Genomic DNA, 17,676 nt, shown 5'->3' with positions numbered 1-17,676 from the left:
CCGGCGCTCGGCAGGTGGCCGCGCGCGACAGACGACGGGAGGGAGCGCAGCTGATGGCGGGGAAGCGTGAGGAGAACCCGACGAGGTCGTCGAACAACCTGCGCGGCGACGTGCTGCGCGTGCTCGGAGTGCTGAAGGTCGCCACGGTCGAACGGACCATGGAGGAGCTACCCCCGTAGGTGCGGGGACGACGAAGTGCCGTACAACGGAGCGGTCATGGCAGATGAACAGGTAGCCGAGGCCCAGTTCGTCCTGGAGGTCGGAGAGCAGGTTGAGCACACCGGCCCGCACGGAGGCGTCGAGCGCCGACACCGGTTCGTCGAGGACGAGCAGCCGCCCGAGCGAAGGCGCCCGTCGGGGACCCGGACGGCGAGGTCGCCCAGGCGGCGTTGCGGAAGAGACCGGACGCCTTCCCGCAGGTGCGCAGCACGGCGACCGCGCCCGCCTGCGCGTCGCCGGTTCTGGGCAGGCGGGGTGTGAGCGACTGCCGTGAACGGTCGAGTGGAAGACCGGGCGGGAGCGGGTGCCACGAGGAATCGCGGGGCCGGGCGCCGACCGGGAACGGTGCCGTCCCTATGCGTGGCGGCGCGCCGCCACACGTCGGGCGTCGCGCCGCCGCCGCACGCGGTCACCGGCTTCCCCGATCACGATCACCAGCACCGCGGAGGCGGCGCACGCCGCCAACCCCGCCTGCTCGCCCACGAGTTCACCGATTACCCAGAGGACAGCGGTGACAAATGCCCACCACGCCGCATAGGCGAGGACGACGTACGGACGGACTCTCTTCACGGTGACCACGATACGCCGACGCCGCGCCCGGACCGCACGGCCGGTGCACGACGAGCGGGGGCGGGCACCGCGCACTCGGCGCGGCACCCGCCCCCGGCGGTTCGACGACCGTCCGTCACCCGCTGGTGTAGACGATCCGGTAACTGGAGACGTACGTCCGGGACGTGCGCGTCCAGCTCCAGCAACCGGTCCGGGTCCACTTGATGCCGGTGAAGGCGATCCGGTACGTGGTGCGGTCCCGGTAGGAGTACTGGTAGCGGGTCTCGTGCGTCGCCAGGATCTTCTGCTTGCCCCAGCCGTACCAGGCCACGACCTTGCACTTGAAGACGTACTGCTTGCGGTAGCGGTACTGGCGCTTCCAGGCGGTGATCGGCACGGGGCCCTTGTCACCGCTCACGACGTCCCACACCCAGTGGTGGTTGTAGTTCTGCCAACTGCCGTAGGTCCACCGGGTGGTGCGCAGCACCGTGGTGAAACTGCGGCCCGTCCAGGCTTGCTTGGGCACCCGGCATGTGGCGCAGCCGGTTACGTCGTCGCTGTTGACCGGATCGGCGCAAGCGTAGTCGTAGGCGTTGCAGCTGCCGCCCGGAACCGGGTCGGCCGACAGGAACCGGCCGGTGGCGGGACTGTACAGCCGCACGCCCATGAGCAGCAGGTTGCTGCGCGTCTCGCCCGAGCGGTGCTGACTGCCGTGCCAGCCGTACCGGACCGGGGCAGAGCCCTCGGCGCGGTTGCCGTACTCGTCCGTGGCCAGCACCGTGGGGGCCTGCCCGGCGGTGGTGGGAAGCTCCAGCACCACGTCGCCGTGGAGGTTGACCAGGTGGTGCACCGTGCCGCCGGTCTTGGCGGTGGTGGCCACCAGGTTCCCGTCGAAGCCGTTGACGTTGCGGGTGACCTCTCCGGTCGCGGTGTCCTCGACGATCCAGCGCGGGCTGTCGGCGTCCGAGCTGTAGTGGTTCAGCTTGGACGCCCGGAAGACGTTTTCGGCCACGGGGCCGGCGTGGTTGGCACGGCCGTCGGCGACCAGGACCACCACGCCGTCCTTGCGTAGCAGCGCGTGCGCCAGAGGCGGAGGGAGGCCGGGGACGCCGTTCCAGGCGACCGTCGCCAGCGATTCGATCCCCGCCGTGTGGTGGTTCAAGACGCCGTGGACCGGGCCGAAGACCCGCCCGGTAGCCGCGTCACGGCCGCGGGTTGTCCAGCCGGGGAGCTCGATGAACGGGACACCCTCAGCTCGCAGGGCGCCCCGCCACTCTTCTGGGGTTGCCGGGTCCGACAAGGCGATCACTCCCCCCGCGGAGATCTCGCCCGGCCCAGAACCAGCGGCTACACTCGAATTGTAGTGCCGCGTCAGCAGATTCCCCGCTGCATCTCGAACGGATCAGCACCGCTCACCATCGGCCTGAACGTCGCTTCTGCGGTCGAGCAATACTGGCGCGAGAGCAGCTCGGATCGACCCACCATATCGACGGCCGGCCAGCGCCCTGCACCGATTCACCTGAACGGGTGCATCCAGATGTCTCTCACCCGAGACGGCTCCATAGTGCGAGTAATGAACCCTACGCGAGACCCCTAAACGCGCAGAGTTTTTTGCGGGGCACCACGGACATAGACGCAGACTTGTTCGGAACATCAAAGGTGTACTCATGTGGCGGAACTGCTCGGCCTGTCAAGGGCTCTTCTACGCCGGCTTCTACGGCGACGGTCCGGATTGGGACATGGGGAAGTGCCCGAAGGGCGGGATGCATCAACCCGCAGGGGCGCAGTTCACCCTGGGCGAGGCATCGCTGCCGTTTCTTTCCGACCAGTCGGATTGGCGGCGATGCACGTACTGTTACGTTCTCTACTTTGCTGGCCATCCGGATGTTCCACCGAACTACGGGGAGGATGGCGTCTGCCCGGCTCGCCCCGGCCACGGCCACGTGCACGGTGACCCCGCGTTCAACTACAGACTGGTTTACGGTCTAGGTGACGGCGATCACCTTCAGAGCAATTGGCGCAATTGCTGGAAATGTCAGGTGCTATTCTTTGGCGGTTTCATGTCCAACTCGTTCTGTCCGGCGGACGGAGGAAATCACTATAGCCCCATCGGCATCGAAAGCACACTCAATTTCTGCCTCCCCTATCCGATGAAGCCACGCATCACTGGAGAGAACATCGGCAGCTCTAACGTGCGAACCCATGGAATGGATTTCACCATGGGAGGTGGCGTGGCCATTTCCTGGGCAATCTTCAGAAACCCTAACGATCCAGTGGTGTACCGAAATGATAACTTTCGGCTTGAGCGTGCCATGTCCTACTTCGAATACACGTTTCACATACCGGAAGCGGGCTGGAATTTCGTCAATATCGGCGCCTGGGACTCGAACAGCGGTGACACGCCGGCCAACCCGCTGTCGATCAATCACTGAGCAGGTCATTCCGTGAGGACCTCCTTACTGATCGTTTGCAGAATGAGTTGAGCCGTGGGTCTTGCGCTCGACGATCTTGGTCGGCAGGGTGTCCGGCGTGCGTGCTGATCTTGTTCCTGACGACCTGTGGGAGCGGGTGGCCCCGCTGCTGCCGCCCCCCCCGAACGGCGCCATCGCCAAGCGGGGCGGCTGCGTGTTCCCGATCGAGTGGCGCTCGCCGGCGTCATGTACGTCGGTCCCTGCCAGGCGCAGCCACTGACCAGCACGTAGATGTTCGCTGCGAACAGCCTCTCATCAGGCGTGTCCTGCGTCCCGCCGCCCTGTGGCCGCACCTTCGACGGTGGGATCAACAGCTTGGCGGTCTCCCACAACCCGTCCGGAACAATCCAGCACCGCCCAGCCGTGGGCGCGGCGCAGGGTCGCGGTGTCCGCAGCCGTACGCCTGCCCACACCCCGATGGCAGGGTGCAGAGGACACCGCAAGAAATACGACAGAAGATGTCGGGTTTTATGGAGACAGTGGGGACGCCGGTCGGTGCCGTGGTGGCGCGGGCCGGGACGACGGACAGAAAAGGACCCTCATGCGTGAGACACCCGACGATCTCCACCGGCTCCAAGCCCTCCTCGACGCCTCGCTCGCCCGCTCCACGGCGCACCTGCGGTCGATCATCAGCAGCGAGCGCACGCTCACCGCCGAGCAGCTCACCGGTGTGCTCACTGGAATGTGCACGCTTGCGCTGTCCACCGTGACGGCGAAGGGCGAGCCGCGGGTCAGCGGCGTGGACGGGCACTTCTTGCACGGCAAATGGCACTTCGGCACCGCGCGCGGCGCCGCCAAGGCTCGGCACCTCGCCGCCCGGCCCGCCGTCAGCGCCGCGCACATGCGCGGGGAGGACTTGGGCGTGTTCACACACGGCACCGCGGAGGTCCTCAACCCCCGAGACGGCAAGCCGGCCGCCGACTGGCCGGACCTGCTCGCGTACTTCCGGGACTTCTATGGCGACGACGCCTTCGACTGGGACAACGACGTGGTCTTCTACCGACTGCACCCGCAGTGGATGGCCGTGTTCGCCCCCGACCTCGCAAAGCTCGGCGGGAAGGCGGACGAGGCGTGACCCCGCCCGTACCGGACACGCGCATGCCGGCCCCACCCGCTGCCGGGGTCGGCAAGACGCGTGACACCATCGACGTCGTGGGCGCCCGCACCAACAACCTGCGCGACGTGTCCGTCAGCATCCCCAAAGGCCGCCTCGTCGCCTTCACCGGCGTCAGCGGCAGCGGCAAGACCTCACTCGCCATCGACACCCTGCACAGCGAGGCCCAACTGCGGTACCTCGAGGGCCTTTCACCGTTCGTACGCCAGTACATCACCCAGCGTAACCGCCCCAAGGTCGACCGCATCCTCGGCCTCAGCGCCACACTCGCGGTCGACCAGCGCCGCCTGAACCGCAACCCCCGCTCCACCATCGCCACCATCACCGGGATCGATGGGCACCTCGGCCTGCTCTACTCGCGCCTCCCACGGATCGGCACGGACACGGACCCGGCCGCGGACGCCGCCCTGACCACTGCGCACTTCGACCGCCATACCCCCGAAGGCAGCTGCCCGGACTGCCACGGCGCCGGCGGACGCTGGCAGGCCCAGGAAGACCTCGTCATCACCCGCCCGGACCTCCCCCTCTTCGAAGGCGCCTCCCCCTGGTACGCCAAATGGCGTTCCGGAGAGCACATGTTCGTCCCCGCACTCGCCGCCAAACGCGGCGTGGACCTCGACCGCCCCTGGCAGTCGCTGCCCGCGGCTTTCCAACACGAGGTCCTGTACGGCACCGGCGAGGAGGCGGTCGAGGCCACCATCGACATCCCGAACAAGAACGAGACAGCTCGTATGACCTACACCTCCAGCCAACCGCTGCGCGGCGCGCTCGCCGAGGTGGAACGGGTGTTCGTCAACGCCCAGACGGCCGACGCCAAGCAGCGCTACCTCCCGTACATGCGTAAGCAGCCATGCGACACCTGCCACGGCAGCGGATTCGACCGGGTCGCCCGGTCCGTACGTCTCGGCGGCCTGACCTACCCCGAGCTGCTGGACGTGGATGTACGCGAGGTCCGCCGCTGGGCCGGGCACGTCGCCGACTCCCTCGACACCCGGCAGCGCACCGTCGGCGAGCCCCTGCTGCAAGACCTCGGACGCCGGATCCGCCTCCTGGACCGGCTTGGCCTGGCCCACCTGCAGCTGTCCCGCAGCGCCGCCACACTGTCCGGCGGCGAGTTGCAGCGCACCCGGCTCGTCGCTCAGCTCGGCACCGAGCTGAGCGACGTCATCTTCATCCTGGACGAACCCGGCGCCGGGCTGCACCCGGCGGACAAGAATCACCTCCTCGGCATCGCGCTGGAGTTGCGCGAAGCCGGCAACACCGTCCTCCTCGTCGAACACGACCCCGAACTGATCGCCCGCGCCGACTGGATCGTCGATATGGGCCCCGGCGCGGGCCGCCTCGGCGGCGAGGTCCTGGTCTCTGGCTCACCCGCCCTGGCCGCCGCCAACCCCACCTCGGCCACTGGCCGCTACCTGGCTGGCAACGGGCCGCGGCTGCGCCGTACCCCCCGCCCGGTCCGCGATGACGCTGACTGGGTGGAACTGCACGGCCTGCGCGCCCACAACACGGCCGCGGAGCTGCTGCGCCTCCCTTCCGGGCGGCTCACCTGCCTGACCGGGGTCAGCGGCAGCGGCAAGAGCAGCGTCCTGGGCGCACTCGCCGCGGGCGCGGCGGCCGCCCTCAAAGGCACGGCCGCCGACACCGTGCGCGAGGTGACCGGACTCGACGGATTCGGCTGGGTGGCCGTGGTCGACCAGGAACCCCTCGGGCGCACGCCGCGATCCAACCCGGCCACGTACAGCAAGGCGTTCGACATCGTCCGCAAACTGTTCGCCGCCACCGATACGGCACGCGCGCGCGGCATCGACGCCTCCTGGTTCAGCTTCAACACCACCGGCGGCCGCTGCGAGACCTGCACCGGCTACGGCCGCAGGCTCGTCGACATGCACTTCCTCCCCGACATGTGGGTGGTGTGCGACACGTGCAACGGCCGGCGCTACGGACCCGAGGCCCTGGAGGTCACCTACCGGGGGCTGTCCGTCGACCAGGTGCTGGACCTGACCGTCGCCGAGGCCGGGGAGGTCTTCACCGAACCCCGGCAGCTCGCGGAGACCCTCACTGCGCTCGACCGGGTCGGGCTCGGCTACCTCCGACTCGGCCAGAGCGCCACCGAGCTGTCCGGCGGCGAGGCCCAGCGCCTCAAACTCGCGTCCGCGATCCAGCGCGGCGCGGCGAGCCGCAAGGCCGGCCTCGTCATCCTCGATGAACCCGTCTCGGGCCTGCACCCGTCCGACATCCAGCGGGTCGTCGACGCGCTCGACATGCTGCTCGACTCCGGCAACACCGTCGTCGTGGCCGAACACGACATCCCCGTCGCCGCGTCCGCGGATTGGCTGATCGACCTCGGACCGGGAGCCGGCCCCAACGGAGGCGCAGTGGTCGCGCAGGGCACCCCCGACACCGTCGCCGGCGCGGACACTCCCACCGCGGGATACCTGCGCCGGTACGCGGCCGGCCTGCCACTCCTGGACGCCTCGGAGGATGCACGGCGCTGACGTGCGGCGTGCCGGCGCGACCAGCAGGGTCGCATGCGTGGTCCGCGGCGGCTGTCCGTTCGCCACGGGCCACGCATGGCTTGCCCCGGTCCCGGTGCAAGCCCGAGCCGCCGCGTATCTCCGTACACGACCACAACTCACAGTCGCCAGACCATGGCTCGCCAACTACCGATCAAATCCGCCAGCTACCGATCAACGTCACACTTCAGACGGTGCTTTTCTCCCTCCTCACTGTGGTGCTCGCCGGCGGCACAGTCCTGGTCCTCGTGTGGTCTCCGGCGGGCCGGATACCTCTGGCTGCAGGCGGGTTCGGCTTCACCCTCGCCGCACTGAACGGCCTGCTGCACGCGAACGTCCTCGGATTCACGTTCCGCATCATGCTGGGCCTCCCGGCGGTCGCGGCCGTTGTCACCCTGGTCCGCGCTGCCCTTCCGCCCGGCCACGCCCGCCGCCGGCCGTCCACCCAGGGACTTTCGTTTGGATCACCGAAGGGAACCGCCCGAGGGTCGGCTTCGCGTTCCCCAGTCCAAGGCCGTCAAGCGGTACGACAACCCGTCCTTCCTGCGAGGTGGTTGACCACCTCATTCGGGTACCGGGCCGCGACAACTTATCACCTAGCGTTAGCGATCGTGCTTCTCTGTGTCGGCTCCTTCTGCTGTCCGGCGTCGCCGGAGCGGTGGAGGAGCATCGAAAGGAGCAGAAGTGAATCGTGCGAAGGTAGGCCGTGCGAAGTCGGCAGTGCTGACTCTTGGCGGTGCGTGTGCCCTGTCGCTGTCGCTGATGGTGCCGACTCCCGCGATGGCCGCAGGATCGCGCGGCTACCTGAACCTGCACCAGTGCGTCTACCACAACGGCAGCATCCTCTACACGAACCTGCTGCCCAACACGGCGAACAGGCCGTTCAACACCGGCACCAACGTCTCCGCAGACGACGACTCGACGGTGGCATGCGGTTCAGGCGCCGGCGGATGGGCCCTCAGCTCCGTGAACTCCGCCGTCTACAACGGAGACCGGTTCGGCAACGGTCGCAAGTACCTCAACCTGCACCAGTGCGTCTACCACAACGGCTCGACCCACTACACGAACCTGCTGCCGAACACGAAGAACGAAACCTTCAACACCGGCACCAGCATCTCCACCACCAAGGACACTGCCCTGGAATGTGGCCGCCCCAGCGGCTGGCCCCTGAACTCCGTGAACTCCGCGCTGTACACGGCGGACGTGACCGGCGCCAGCGGCAGATACCTGAACCTGCACCAGTGCGTCTACAACAACGGCACCAGTCTCTACACGAACCTGCTGCCCAACACGGGAAATACGCCGTTTAACACCGGCACCAACGTATCCAATACCGCCGACAGCAGTGTGGTCTGCGCGCCGGGAGTCGGTGGCTGGCGACTCGACACTGCCAACTCCTCCGTATACGCCGTTGACCTGCTGGCCTAGCTGATCAACGCCCCTCCGTGACCGGACAGCGGTCCGGCCCGCATACCAGCGAGTCGGGCCGCTGTGCCCATGAGATCAGATGATCCGAACGAAACGGCCTAGTAGTCCAAGCGCTCCACCGTCGACACTTTCGCGTCGACGATGTCGCTGATCTCGCCCTTGTCGATCTCGACGTCCAGCGACGCCGAGTCGCCCCGCGCCGTCTTGCCCGGCCCGACCTTGTCCGCTGTGATCCCCGTGGACCCCAGCACGTCGCCGTCCTTGTCGAGGAAGTCCAAACCGGCGAAGAAGTTGCCCTGCTCCTTACCGGTGTTGGTCAGCTCCCAGTGCACGACGTACGAGTGGGGCCCCCACACGTCGTGGTCCTCCCAGCCCTTCTTGACCAGCTTTACGTCAGCCGGCGACGTCGACTTCTTCGGCGCCGGTGCGGACGCCGCGGCGCCGCCCCCGGCCTTGCCGTCGCCGGCCGTGTCCTCGGTGTCCCCGCACCCGACCGCCAGCGGCACCAGCAGCGCCACCGCCGCGAGTACCTGCCCGAACCTACGCACGTTCTTCACCCTCCGTTTACGAGCGGAAGCCGAACGTAGCGGTCAGACCTGACGGGACACCAAACGAGGCCACTCGCGCGGGGTACTCATCGACCACCAGACCGGAACCTGCGGACTCGCCACCCCGGCCGCGACTCCTCCACCCACCACACATCAGGGCCGCCACCCCGCCACTCGATCAGCTCCGATGTCTCCACGTCCACGTCGTCCAGGCCCGCCCGTCGCAGGAACTCGGCGACGTCCCGTAGCCCGTACGCCAGCCCCAGAATCTCGCCGTGCGCGCGGACCCGCCGACCGCCGCTCGGCGACGGCCGGCCGACGATTATCGGGCGGCCGGGCATGCCCCCGGCATCAGCCCGCACCCGGGCGACTGCATCCGGAGGGGCCTCACCGCAGCCGCGTCACCACCGCATGACGCGTCGTACCCGCCAGCACCTCCACGAGCAACCCCGTCCGCGCCGCGGTGAACGACTCGCCCCCGGCCGCCCGCCCCCGCCCGGACTGGGCGACGTCGACCAACGCCACCGCCGCCTGCGCAGCCACCTGCGCCTCCAGCCGCTGCGACAATGCGACGCGACCGTCCGGCAGCAGCACCGCGAGCGCCCGCGGTCGCACCGCCGAACCCGTCCACCCGACGACCTCGGCATCCACCGTCTCGGCATGCCGCACCTTCCGCCACGAAGACGACCGGCCAGCCCGGTACGGGGCGCTCCCCAGCATCGCCACGACACCCTCAACACCCGAGGCCGTCTGCGACGGGCGGCTTGGGGATGTCGGCGGTGGTGCTCATGTTTCCGAGCGTAGACGTGCGCGGGTCACAAGCTGCTCGCGTGGTCCACCCTCCCGCGGATTCGTTCCCGAGGAGGAAGGCCACCCCATGTCCGACCGTCCGTCCCGCCGTCGTCTCGGTGCTCTGCTCGCCGGTGTCGCCCTGATCGTCGTCGGTGCCGTCCTGGCCGCGTTCGCCGTGTTCGGTGGCGACCCGGACGCCCCGGCACCGGGCCCGGCGCCATCGCCGTCCGCGAGCTGCGCCGTGTTCGACTGGGACTGCCAGGAGCCCACGGCGGCCCCGGAGCCGTCCGACCCGCCCACGACCGCTGTGCCGACCGGCTCACCCGTGATCCCGACGTCGCCCACCCCGAGGGCCGAGCCGACGTCGCCCGGCGACGGCACCGGCGGCAGCACCGGCGGGATCGGCGCCGGCTGACCCGACCGCAGCAACACGGCGCCCCGTACGACGGACCTCCGCGTACGGGGCGCCGTGCGTTGTCAGTGCCGGGTGCGACCGTGGGCCTCATGACGCCCACCACCCTGGAAGCTTCCCCCGACAGCTTGGTCGCGGTGCTGCGCGTACCGGTGTGGAACACGCTCGCCAAGCGGGCCGACAGCATCCGCCGGGCGCTCCCCCCACGCCCTGGTGAGCTGCCCCATGAGCGGTACTGGTGGCTGCGGTCGCTGAACCCTGAGCAGGCGCGCGACGCGGCGCTCCTAGACCGCCTGGACGCCCTGTGCGGGCACCTCGTGGGCCGTCCCGCGCTCGGCTACCCGGACGACGAGCCGATCCCGGCCGCCGCGCTGGAGGAAGCCGAGGGGTTCAACCCACAGCTCACGGCACTCATCGCTGCCTACCGTGCCGCGCGGATCACGGCGGCCTGACGCCTCTGGCGGACGAGACCGGTGCGTCACTCGACCTTGTACTCAAGGTCGTAGTGCGAATCGTCGCCCGTCAGTGCCACTGTCTGCACGCCCGGCTCGTTGTCGGAAACCCAGAAGGAGCCGATGATCTCATCACTGTCAAATGAGTCGTGTTCCTTCACCCATACTTTTTCAGAGCCCGTGAATTCCCTCGTGTCATTTCGCTCCCATTCATCCCCCTCTTCCATTTCCCCATCGAAGAAAATCGTCTCGCCGCCGAACAGGATTGCTACCTGGTCGGCCCCTGCTCCGTCCGTCGTTTCCCAGCACTTCAGCCTCAAAAGTTGGAACGTAGCCATGCTTCAGCTCCTCTTCCGTGAGAGTTTTCAGATCGAAGACCCCTGACGGATTCGCCAGAGTCCACTGCCATCGGGGCGATCGGAGCGCTCGCGGAAAAGTCCTAATTTCATGGTTCTGCCGAGGCGCCTGTCATGCAACTCGGGGGAAAGAGGTGGAAGTCGAGATTGGACGGATCAGATCGACACCCCTGCCGCTGCGCGGGCACCTGTTCACTGACTGTCGCAGGGGCGTGGGATGATCCCCCGTCATGGGGAGACGCATGTGGGGGAAGACGGCCGGCGCGCTGGTTCTGGCCGCGGTCATGGTCGCGGCGAGCGGTTGCAGTAGCTCAAGCGGCGAGGACTCCGCGAAGGCGGAGACGACGGCAGCGGCGAAGGCGCAGACCGTGAGCCTGGCGGAGGCGTCCACCGCCTTTCAGAACGCGGTGATCGACTGGGACGCCGTCGTCGCGGCGTTCCTCGTCCTGCGCTGCGTCTGCGTCTACCGCCCGTAAGGGAGCGCGGTACGACGGCAGGCCCCGGGGCCAGGCCGGCCACCGCCCTCCTGAGGCGCCGGCACTGATCCCGCCAACCGCCCACGCGCCCCCACCGCCCGTGGCGGCCTTATCCCGCCGTCGGCAGATTCCCCCCGCACGTGGGGATGTCCCGGATGCTCACGACGACATGGGCACCCGTTCCCCGCTCACGCAGGGATGGCCCTGGCGCGGCACGAGGCATCCCGTTACGCCTTGACTGCTCCCCGGGCACCCGGGGGACGACACGACGGCACGGCATGTGCGAGGCCCCCGCACCAATCGATGCGGGGCCTCGCGCGTGCCCTGCCTAGTACTGCAGCCGCAGTTGCCGTGGTCCGCGACTACCCGGCCAATCGGGCAAGCCTGTTAACCCGCCGGAGCAGATTGTTGCTGCACACGCTCGAACCTGACCGGCGCCGCAGATGGTACGGAGATTGTGTCGCCTTCAGCGAGCCCTTGAGGGTCCTCGTAATCGGCGGGTAGCACGATCAGCATCGTGTGAGGAGGCGGCAGCCACCCAACCTCTTGAGGTGGATCGCAGTGCTCGATGTCGATTACCCGTACCAACTGCTCGGGAATACCCACGCCGCAGTCATCACCCGCAGATGGCGTCCAGGGGGAAGGATCAGTCTGGAAGAGGCTGAGCCGAGACTCGGAGGAGCCTTGCCTGCGCGGGATGGCGTACTGGCCGTTCCACCGGATTTCAGAGTCAGGATCGATCTGCTCCCATGGCCAGGCGACGGACACGTGCCAGTCTGACATCTCGACTACCCGTGTGGGGGTGAAGGCACAGCTGACACGCAGGATGTCGCCCACCTTGATCGTCTCGTCGTTCATGATCACCCTGTCGCTCCTTGCCACGCGTGAACTGCACGGTAGCGCGCGATTGGCGTGAAGCGGCTGCGGGCGGAGATCACGGGCCCCATCCTGTAGACGTAGTTATGGGGGTTGGTGGCCGCGGCGGCGGTAGTGGCTGAGGCGGGCTCGGTACTGGTGGCGGCGGCGCCAGCGGGACCAGTGCAGGATGTGTCCGGGCTCGTGCCGGACGGTGTGGACGACCTTGGCCAGCAGGCGGCGGATTTCGTTGGGGAGGCAACCGCGACTTCAACAGTCGCTGCATGCCGTCCGGGCACCGCTCACCGGCCTGCTCGGCCAGCGTCCAGCCGTTCTTCCGCTCCAGCGGCGCCAGCAGTCCCCGCAGATACTCGCCCGCCCGACGACGAGGCTCCGATCTACGGAAATGCTGACCTATCCGGCCTTGCAGTACCTCCAGCCCCGCCGCCCAGCCCCGCACATCGTCAACCGTGACGTCCCCACCCATGTCCGGCTCAACGAGTGCCCGGCCCAACGGTCACAACAACTGCGGCTGCAGTACTAGGCCGTTTCCTTCGGATCATCTGGCCAGCCGGCTGGTCAGAGAGTCGATCTATTCGCTGCGCCGAGAACTGTCACGGCTCTTTTCGGGCTTTTTTGCACCTCCGGTATCTTGAGGCCGCTTCACGACAAAGCAGGACGGAAATTAGTCATAGTCCCGCGATGTGAAGCCTTCATGTGAACAAACTGCGTAGGTTCTGGGCTCGGCTCGGGATGTCCTGTGACGCCCGGCTGCGACGTTCGTCCACTGCAACCGGAGGGGAAATCGCATGGCTGACATCGACCTCGGCGTGGCATCCGACTGGGACGAGGGGGACACCCACGGCCGCGTCAAGCTGCGGCAGAACCAGGTCTACCCGAACTCGCCGAAGAAGGATGTGCTCATCAGCTCCCTGCCTAGGTCACGCGGGCACGAGTACCTGGCGGAACGAACCGTTCCGGCTGGGGGAGTGGTCTTCAACCCAGGAACCACCCCGCCCATCCTTCAGGGCTGCGCGGCCTGACGGGGCGGATTCGAGGCGAATCCCACCCGAGCGTGTCCCAATGGTCCCCGGCCGTCGGCGCACGGGGGTCAGTGCGAGTCGCTGCCCGGGTGCCAGGGGCCGCACTTGGCGGCGTCCGCCCACAGCGGCAGGTCGACTTCCCAGCCGTCGGCGGCGATCAGGTCCGCCGTCCGCAGCACCGAGCCGTCGTCCTCCGACCTCGGGGGACGTGGTGGAGGAAGAGCCCGCTGTGGACACCGATGTCGACGAGCGCGCTCAGCGCGAGACCGAGGCGCTCGCCCCGGTGCCGCATGGCGGTCAGCAGGAGGCGTAGCCCTGGCCCAAAACCCGGGCCGCCATGATCGAGTCGTAGGGGTAGTCCAGCATGAGGAGCCCGACCTGCTTGTCACAGGGCGGCCAGCACCCCTTTGCAGCTGCTCGCCGGCGCAGCCGCGCACGGGCTGACGGCATAGCCAACGCGGTAGCGGAAAGACCGGCACCCCTCAGTCCGCCGAAGCGGGTGGCACGCGGATGTCGTCATCGGACGAGCCCTCGCCCACGGGCGCCGGACGGTACTGGGCAACGCACTTGGTGGATACGCATTGTCATCGCCGTCGCCCTGGGAATCGGCGCCTTGGTGAGTCCCCGGTCCTCGTCCTCAACACGATCAGGCTGGCCGGAGCCGCGAGAGGCAGTCTCCGGGGTCGCGGGGGAGTGGCGCTAACCGGTTGGCGGGCGGTGGCACTCTGGCCGGTTCACGCCTCTTGTGGTGAACAGTTGCCTTGGTGACGGTAGACGCGTTGTGTTCCGTAGGGGGCGCGGTCCGTGCCCCCTACGAGTCCTTCGGGAAAGGAAGGTGGACGCATGACCTATCTCGGTGCGGTTGTCTGGCGAGGAGTACGAGGTCGGACCGTCACAATGCTGGGTCTGCTGGCCTTGCTTGCGAGCGTGCTCGTCGTGTCGGCCGCCTCGCCCACGCCGGCCGCCCCGTACTGCGCCAACAGGCCAGAGGTCGGAGGGGCCATTGAGCAGCGGTACCTCAGCATGGGCGGCCCGGTCGGAGCGCTCGGCTGCCCCGTCACGGGTGAACTGGTCAACCCCGACGGGTTCGGTCGCCGTCAGCAGTTCGACCACGGGACGGTCTACTGGTCTCCGCGCAGTGGCGCGTGGCCGGTCTGGGGATACATCGGCGACTACTGGTGCATGAACGGCTGCGAGAGGGGCTTCGCGGGCTACCCCACGTCCTACGAGTACAAGGTCGGCGCCGAGATCCGACAGAACTTCCAGTGCACGGTGATCCACTTCCAGGACCTCGGTGGTGGAAGCACGCGCACCTGGTCAGAGGAAAACATCTGCGCCTGACCATCGGCCCTTGCCTGTGGACCACACGGGCAGCAGATGCCTTTGCCCGAAGGCAAAGTGTCTTCCACGAAGTCTCGAACGCCGGAGCACCGCCGGCCTGACTTGCGGTGACGTAGAGAGTCAGGGGTCGTGCACGACTGTCGCTGGCGAGATGGACTTTCGAGCTCCGCCGCCGCGGGAGCGTCCGAGCGCGTGATCGTCGGGTTCGGCCCGGCTCGGTACCCCTTCGACCCGTCGGACCAACCGCTCCCCGAGCAGTGCGCCCGCTGCCGCCAGGAGGCGGCGGCCGAGCAGCAGGAGGCTGAACACCACGAAGGGCCCGCCGGTCTCGAAGGCCGGCGGGCCCTTCCGCGTTCCCAGAGGCCCCTGGCACCGCAATGTCGGTGGCCGTGAGGAGCGTCGTCGTCACCGATCGAATCACCCACTGGCGGACACGGGCTCACTCCTCGTGAGTTCTCTTTCGCTACCCCGGACGATCTTGGCGGGAAGGTCCTGTACCGCTGGTTCTGCCGCGTCGCCGGGCTCAACCTTGTCCCGGACGGCTTCGGCCTGCTGCACTGCGTTGCATGGCTGCCCGATGGGTGCCGAACCGTGCCGAGGTGGCGCGCCCATGCCCGTTGCAGGTGCGCCACCCCGTCCACCATCAGGTTGCTACTTGGTGTCGATCCAGTAGTGCGTGAGGGTGCCGCCGGCGCACGTCAGGCGGGTGGTGGTGGAGTAGTTGTACCAGGTCGTCCACTGATAGTTGCCCGTGGAGCACCGGATGCCGAGGCGCCAGGTGGTGCCGCCGCCGCACCATCCCTGCGCCGTGTAGCTGCTGATCTTCGACGTGGAGCAGGCCGCGGCCACAGCGGGGGCCTGGCTGGCAGCCGAGGCCGTGCCACTTAAGCCGATCACCAACAGGCCCGTAGCGGCGGTTCCTGCCAGTGCCTTTGCAACCTTCATGGGCTACTTCCTTCCGCCGGGTGCTGAGGCCGCCGGGAGCCGAACCTGTAGGGCCAGTTCGCGACGGCCACCATGACGAACGGGAGGTTACGACGCGACGGTCCACAGCCGCGTCAATCCGCAGGTGTAGGTCCGCCGTAAACCTGCGCAGTACCAACCGCCGACTCACCCCTGCGTGGTAGCTCGATTCGGCCATGCGTCAGCGCGCCCTGAGGATCACGGGACTGCCTCCGGCCGCTGGGAGAGAGAGCAGCCAGTCCACACTGCGTACGCGCGGGTGGGTGTCCTGACGCAGCGAAGGTTGAGTGTCCTCATCGAAAAGTGAGTGGTGTCGCCATCAGGAGGCCACGGCCAAGGCCAGCGAGGCGACCGCGGTGGCGAGGTAGAAGCCGGGAAACGCGACGTTGTAGAGCACGCGAGCGTGCAGGTGGAAGGCGAGCGCGCCCAGGTAGAGCAGGACGAGGCCGCAGGCCGCGGCGACGCCGAGGGGGCGTAGTGCGGCGTCGAAGAGGCCGAGGAGGAGGCCCGTCGCACCAGCGAGCTTGAGGGTGGCCAGCCTGGGGAGCCAGCATCGGGGGACACCCACCTGCGCTGAGTTGGCGAGCACGAAGCGTGCCCCGGTGAGGTCAGCGGCGGCGATACCGACGTTGACAGCGGCGGTGAGCAGGGTGACGACGAGGAGCGCGAGCTGGGTACCGGTCATGCTTCCAGGGTTCGCAGGCACCTTGGCACCGTCCAATACCTGCTTTTATAACCTGGTGGCATGGACGTGGACACGCGCCTGCTTCGGTACTTCGCCGCAGTGGCGGAGGAGGGCAGCCTGACGGGGGCCGCGAAGAGGCTGTTCGTCTCGCAGCCTGCGCTGACCAAGCAGATCCGGCGCCTGGAGGACGATCTCGGGGTGCGGCTCTTCGCGCGTTCGCGGTCGGGGATGGCGCTGACCGAGGCCGGCCGTGAGTTTGCCTCGCGGGTGCCCGCACTGCTGGACGGATGGGACGAGGCGGTGCAGGCGACCGGCCGGGCGGCGCGGGTGCTGCGCCTGGGCTTCCTGGACGCGGGCGCGGTGGGGGCCGTCCCCGAGGTCATCGCCGAGTTCCGACGCGCATGGCCGGAGTGGCGGGTGGAACTGCGGCAGTTCGACTGGTCGGACCCGAGCGCCGGGCTGGCCCGCGGGGAGGTGGATGCCGCAGTGGTGCGTTTGCCGTTTCCTGGGCAGGAGAGCTTCGCGGTGCGGGAATTGTTCGCTGAGGACCGTGGAGTGCTGCTGCCGGCTCGGCATCCGCTGGCGAACTACGAGACGGTGGAGTTCTGCGAGCTGTGGGACGAGCCTTTCGTCGCGGCCGGAGCCGAGACCGGAGCCTGGAGGGAACACTGGCTGGCGGCGGAGGAGCGAGACGACGAGCACCCCATTCGGGTCGGCGCCGTGACCAGCCGTCCCGACGAGTGGCTGGGAGCGGTGGCCGGCGGGTGCGTGGCACTGGCCCCGGCGTCGGCGGCCCGTTTCTACTCCCACCCGGACGTGGTGTTCCGTCCGGTCCGCGGGCTCTCACCGACCCGGGTAGGGCTGGCCCGGCCTCGGCGGCGGATGCACGAGACGGTGCTGAATGAACTGCTCCAGGCCATCACGCGGCGGCTGAGTCGGAGATGAGGACGGGGCCGAGAGACCAACGGCATGCTGCCCGGCCGGATCGGCACTACTACCGGTGGCGGCCGCGTTGAACGCCCAGGACCGGATGGCACTCAATGTTCGATGAGAACGCTCAACCTTCGCTGCGACGGATCAGTGGGCGAACGGAGACGCCATGGAGCCCACCGACCTGGTCACCCAGCACGGCATCGACCCCACGCGCCCGGCCCCGGCCCCGCCCGCCCGAGCGCAGACCTCGCCCGCGTCCAGGCGGCGCCGCCCCCACCTCTCCACGGTGCGCGGCGAGCAGGCAGCTACCGCCCGTGCCGTCGTCTTCCCGGATGCCGGGCCGCGCTGGGTTGACCTGTGCTGGGACCACGGCATGGCGGCACGGCGGCGCTCCCGCCTCCCGGCGACGCTGGACGGCATCGGCGAGGACCTGCGGGCTGCGGCCCGCGAGGCCGGGCTCGCTCCGAGACCGTCGTTGGAACGGTGGTGCGACGTCTGGCCCAGTCGCTACGCCTGATCGGTG

22 protein-coding genes and 5 pseudogenes are annotated in these 17,676 nt (G+C 68.4%); 13 read left to right on the top strand and 14 right to left on the bottom strand.

Annotated features, from left to right (window positions below; translation table 11 throughout):
- The first annotated feature begins 53 nt into the window (after nt 1-53).
- Nucleotides 54-179, top strand: coding sequence for a hypothetical protein (locus ACIRG6_RS25865; RefSeq protein WP_364684724.1), 126 nt, complete (start codon nt 54-56; stop codon nt 177-179).
- Between the two features lie 13 nt (nt 180-192).
- Here ACIRG6_RS25865 and ACIRG6_RS25860 read toward each other — a convergent pair.
- From ACIRG6_RS25860 to ACIRG6_RS25850, 3 genes and pseudogenes are all read right to left on the bottom strand, one after another.
- Nucleotides 193-363, bottom strand: a pseudogene (locus tag ACIRG6_RS25860) (ATP-binding cassette domain-containing protein); the annotation flags it as partial.
- A gap of 210 nt (nt 364-573) precedes the next feature.
- Nucleotides 574-789 (bottom strand): hypothetical protein, encoded by a 216-nt coding sequence (locus ACIRG6_RS25855; RefSeq protein ID WP_364684726.1) that lies wholly within the window; start codon nt 787-789, stop codon nt 574-576.
- 115 nt (nt 790-904) lie between these two features.
- Nucleotides 905-1,930: an RHS repeat-associated core domain-containing protein gene (locus ACIRG6_RS25850; RefSeq protein ID WP_403324705.1), complete on the bottom strand. Its 1,026-nt coding sequence runs from the start codon at nt 1,928-1,930 to the stop codon at nt 905-907.
- Nucleotides 1,931-2,435: 505 nt separating this feature from the next.
- On the opposite strand from ACIRG6_RS25850, the gene ACIRG6_RS25845 reads away from it, so the two are divergent.
- Nucleotides 2,436-3,200, top strand: coding sequence for a hypothetical protein (locus ACIRG6_RS25845; RefSeq protein ID WP_364684730.1), 765 nt, complete (start codon nt 2,436-2,438; stop codon nt 3,198-3,200).
- A gap of 238 nt (nt 3,201-3,438) precedes the next feature.
- Here ACIRG6_RS25845 and ACIRG6_RS25840 read toward each other — a convergent pair.
- Nucleotides 3,439-3,634 (bottom strand): annotated as a pseudogene (locus tag ACIRG6_RS25840) (hypothetical protein); the annotation flags it as partial.
- A 146-nt stretch (nt 3,635-3,780) separates the two neighbouring features.
- Here ACIRG6_RS25840 and ACIRG6_RS25835 point away from each other — a divergent pair.
- The 3 genes from ACIRG6_RS25835 to ACIRG6_RS25825 all read left to right on the top strand — a co-directional run bounded on the left by ACIRG6_RS25835 (nt 3,781) and on the right by ACIRG6_RS25825 (nt 8,297).
- Nucleotides 3,781-4,314 (top strand): pyridoxamine 5'-phosphate oxidase family protein, encoded by a 534-nt coding sequence (locus ACIRG6_RS25835; protein ID WP_365024103.1) that lies wholly within the window; start codon nt 3,781-3,783, stop codon nt 4,312-4,314.
- A gap of 23 nt (nt 4,315-4,337) precedes the next feature.
- Complete coding sequence (locus ACIRG6_RS25830; RefSeq protein ID WP_403324704.1) at nt 4,338-6,851, top strand: excinuclease ABC subunit UvrA; 2,514 nt, start codon at nt 4,338-4,340, stop codon at nt 6,849-6,851.
- Between the two features lie 702 nt (nt 6,852-7,553).
- Nucleotides 7,554-8,297, top strand: a complete 744-nt coding sequence (locus ACIRG6_RS25825; protein WP_403324703.1) for a hypothetical protein — start codon at nt 7,554-7,556, stop codon at nt 8,295-8,297.
- 98 nt (nt 8,298-8,395) lie between these two features.
- On the opposite strand, the gene ACIRG6_RS25820 is transcribed toward ACIRG6_RS25825, so the two are convergent.
- The 3 genes from ACIRG6_RS25820 to ACIRG6_RS25810 form a co-directional block, all read right to left on the bottom strand.
- Nucleotides 8,396-8,845 carry a hypothetical protein gene (locus ACIRG6_RS25820; protein WP_403324702.1) on the bottom strand — a complete coding sequence of 150 codons (450 nt, stop codon included), beginning with the start codon at nt 8,843-8,845 and terminating at the stop codon, nt 8,396-8,398.
- 86 nt (nt 8,846-8,931) lie between these two features.
- Nucleotides 8,932-9,186, bottom strand: coding sequence for a hypothetical protein (locus ACIRG6_RS25815; protein ID WP_364684740.1), 255 nt, complete (start codon nt 9,184-9,186; stop codon nt 8,932-8,934).
- Nucleotides 9,187-9,232: 46 nt separating this feature from the next.
- Nucleotides 9,233-9,571, bottom strand: a complete 339-nt coding sequence (locus tag ACIRG6_RS25810; RefSeq protein WP_364684742.1) for a hypothetical protein — start codon at nt 9,569-9,571, stop codon at nt 9,233-9,235.
- Between the two features lie 151 nt (nt 9,572-9,722).
- Here ACIRG6_RS25810 and ACIRG6_RS25805 point away from each other — a divergent pair, with 151 nt between their 5' ends.
- Both ACIRG6_RS25805 and ACIRG6_RS25800 read left to right on the top strand, forming a co-directional pair.
- Nucleotides 9,723-10,052, top strand: a complete 330-nt coding sequence (locus ACIRG6_RS25805; RefSeq protein ID WP_364822190.1) for a hypothetical protein — start codon at nt 9,723-9,725, stop codon at nt 10,050-10,052.
- Between the two features lie 89 nt (nt 10,053-10,141).
- Entirely contained in the window at nt 10,142-10,501 is a 360-nt protein-coding gene (locus ACIRG6_RS25800; RefSeq protein WP_403324701.1) for a hypothetical protein, read from the top strand.
- Nucleotides 10,502-10,527: 26 nt separating this feature from the next.
- Here the strand turns inward: ACIRG6_RS25800 and ACIRG6_RS25795 are convergent, their stop codons facing one another.
- A complete protein-coding gene (locus ACIRG6_RS25795) occupies nt 10,528-10,839 on the bottom strand; it encodes a hypothetical protein (protein WP_403324700.1) in 312 nt (103 codons plus the stop codon).
- 248 nt (nt 10,840-11,087) lie between these two features.
- On the opposite strand from ACIRG6_RS25795, the gene ACIRG6_RS25790 reads away from it, so the two are divergent.
- Entirely contained in the window at nt 11,088-11,333 is a 246-nt protein-coding gene (locus ACIRG6_RS25790) for a hypothetical protein (RefSeq protein WP_403324699.1), read from the top strand.
- 387 nt (nt 11,334-11,720) lie between these two features.
- Here the strand turns inward: ACIRG6_RS25790 and ACIRG6_RS25785 are convergent, their stop codons facing one another.
- Both ACIRG6_RS25785 and ACIRG6_RS25780 read right to left on the bottom strand, forming a co-directional pair.
- Nucleotides 11,721-12,191: a hypothetical protein gene (locus tag ACIRG6_RS25785; RefSeq protein WP_403324698.1), complete on the bottom strand. Its 471-nt coding sequence runs from the start codon at nt 12,189-12,191 to the stop codon at nt 11,721-11,723.
- 265 nt (nt 12,192-12,456) lie between these two features.
- Nucleotides 12,457-12,675 (bottom strand): annotated as a pseudogene (locus tag ACIRG6_RS25780) (IS701 family transposase); the annotation flags it as partial.
- Between the two features lie 322 nt (nt 12,676-12,997).
- Between ACIRG6_RS25780 and ACIRG6_RS25775 the strand changes: the two are divergent.
- Complete coding sequence (locus tag ACIRG6_RS25775) at nt 12,998-13,231, top strand: DUF6342 family protein (RefSeq protein WP_403324697.1); 234 nt, start codon at nt 12,998-13,000, stop codon at nt 13,229-13,231.
- Nucleotides 13,232-13,528: 297 nt separating this feature from the next.
- Here the strand turns inward: ACIRG6_RS25775 and ACIRG6_RS25770 are convergent, their stop codons facing one another.
- Nucleotides 13,529-13,681 (bottom strand): hypothetical protein, encoded by a 153-nt coding sequence (locus ACIRG6_RS25770; RefSeq protein ID WP_403324696.1) that lies wholly within the window; start codon nt 13,679-13,681, stop codon nt 13,529-13,531.
- Nucleotides 13,682-13,746: 65 nt separating this feature from the next.
- Here ACIRG6_RS25770 and ACIRG6_RS25765 point away from each other — a divergent pair.
- Nucleotides 13,747-13,897: pseudogene (locus tag ACIRG6_RS25765) on the top strand (LysE family translocator); the annotation flags it as partial.
- 177 nt (nt 13,898-14,074) lie between these two features.
- Nucleotides 14,075-14,572: an LGFP repeat-containing protein gene (locus tag ACIRG6_RS25760; protein ID WP_403324695.1), complete on the top strand. Its 498-nt coding sequence runs from the start codon at nt 14,075-14,077 to the stop codon at nt 14,570-14,572.
- 70 nt (nt 14,573-14,642) lie between these two features.
- On the opposite strand, the pseudogene ACIRG6_RS25755 reads toward ACIRG6_RS25760, so the two are convergent.
- The 3 genes and pseudogenes from ACIRG6_RS25755 to ACIRG6_RS25745 all read right to left on the bottom strand — a co-directional run.
- Nucleotides 14,643-14,779 (bottom strand): annotated as a pseudogene (locus ACIRG6_RS25755) (IS5/IS1182 family transposase); the annotation flags it as partial.
- Between the two features lie 444 nt (nt 14,780-15,223).
- Nucleotides 15,224-15,421 carry a hypothetical protein gene (locus ACIRG6_RS25750; protein WP_364684756.1) on the bottom strand — a complete coding sequence of 66 codons (198 nt, stop codon included), beginning with the start codon at nt 15,419-15,421 and terminating at the stop codon, nt 15,224-15,226.
- A gap of 433 nt (nt 15,422-15,854) precedes the next feature.
- A complete protein-coding gene (locus ACIRG6_RS25745; protein ID WP_403324694.1) occupies nt 15,855-16,220 on the bottom strand; it encodes a DoxX family protein in 366 nt (121 codons plus the stop codon).
- A gap of 60 nt (nt 16,221-16,280) precedes the next feature.
- On the opposite strand from ACIRG6_RS25745, the gene ACIRG6_RS25740 reads away from it, so the two are divergent.
- Both ACIRG6_RS25740 and ACIRG6_RS25735 read left to right on the top strand, forming a co-directional pair.
- The gene (locus ACIRG6_RS25740; RefSeq protein WP_403324693.1) at nt 16,281-17,165 is read left to right on the top strand and encodes a LysR family transcriptional regulator; all 885 of its coding nucleotides are present in this window, start codon (nt 16,281-16,283) and stop codon (nt 17,163-17,165) included.
- Between the two features lie 154 nt (nt 17,166-17,319).
- Nucleotides 17,320-17,670: a hypothetical protein gene (locus ACIRG6_RS25735; RefSeq protein WP_403324692.1), complete on the top strand. Its 351-nt coding sequence runs from the start codon at nt 17,320-17,322 to the stop codon at nt 17,668-17,670.
- Nucleotides 17,671-17,676: the final 6 nt, after the last annotated feature.

The sequence above is a fragment of the Streptomyces flaveolus genome, assembly GCF_044765825.1.
GTDB classification, from domain to species: Bacteria; Actinomycetota; Actinomycetes; order Streptomycetales; family Streptomycetaceae; genus Streptomyces; species Streptomyces flaveolus.
The sequence above is the reverse complement of the archived record's forward strand: the minus strand, read 5'-3'. Positions and strand labels throughout refer to the sequence as shown.

Coding starts and splice junctions, on each gene's coding strand:
- ACIRG6_RS25865 (WP_364684724.1), top strand. CDS start 54: ATGGCGGGGAAGCGTGAGGAGAACCCGACGAGGTCGTCGAACAACCTG.
- ACIRG6_RS25845 (WP_364684730.1), top strand. CDS start 2,436: ATGTGGCGGAACTGCTCGGCCTGTCAAGGGCTCTTCTACGCCGGCTTC.
- ACIRG6_RS25835 (WP_365024103.1), top strand. CDS start 3,781: ATGCGTGAGACACCCGACGATCTCCACCGGCTCCAAGCCCTCCTCGAC.
- ACIRG6_RS25830 (WP_403324704.1), top strand. CDS start 4,338: ATGCCGGCCCCACCCGCTGCCGGGGTCGGCAAGACGCGTGACACCATC.
- ACIRG6_RS25815 (WP_364684740.1), bottom strand. CDS start 9,186: ATGCCCGGCCGCCCGATAATCGTCGGCCGGCCGTCGCCGAGCGGCGGT.
- ACIRG6_RS25805 (WP_364822190.1), top strand. CDS start 9,723: ATGTCCGACCGTCCGTCCCGCCGTCGTCTCGGTGCTCTGCTCGCCGGT.
- ACIRG6_RS25800 (WP_403324701.1), top strand. CDS start 10,142: ATGACGCCCACCACCCTGGAAGCTTCCCCCGACAGCTTGGTCGCGGTG.
- ACIRG6_RS25795 (WP_403324700.1), bottom strand. CDS start 10,839: ATGGCTACGTTCCAACTTTTGAGGCTGAAGTGCTGGGAAACGACGGAC.
- ACIRG6_RS25790 (WP_403324699.1), top strand. CDS start 11,088: ATGGGGAGACGCATGTGGGGGAAGACGGCCGGCGCGCTGGTTCTGGCC.
- ACIRG6_RS25785 (WP_403324698.1), bottom strand. CDS start 12,191: ATGAACGACGAGACGATCAAGGTGGGCGACATCCTGCGTGTCAGCTGT.
- ACIRG6_RS25775 (WP_403324697.1), top strand. CDS start 12,998: ATGGCTGACATCGACCTCGGCGTGGCATCCGACTGGGACGAGGGGGAC.
- ACIRG6_RS25770 (WP_403324696.1), bottom strand. CDS start 13,681: ATGCCGTCAGCCCGTGCGCGGCTGCGCCGGCGAGCAGCTGCAAAGGGG.
- ACIRG6_RS25760 (WP_403324695.1), top strand. CDS start 14,075: ATGACCTATCTCGGTGCGGTTGTCTGGCGAGGAGTACGAGGTCGGACC.
- ACIRG6_RS25745 (WP_403324694.1), bottom strand. CDS start 16,220: ATGACCGGTACCCAGCTCGCGCTCCTCGTCGTCACCCTGCTCACCGCC.
- ACIRG6_RS25740 (WP_403324693.1), top strand. CDS start 16,281: ATGGACGTGGACACGCGCCTGCTTCGGTACTTCGCCGCAGTGGCGGAG.
- ACIRG6_RS25735 (WP_403324692.1), top strand. CDS start 17,320: ATGGAGCCCACCGACCTGGTCACCCAGCACGGCATCGACCCCACGCGC.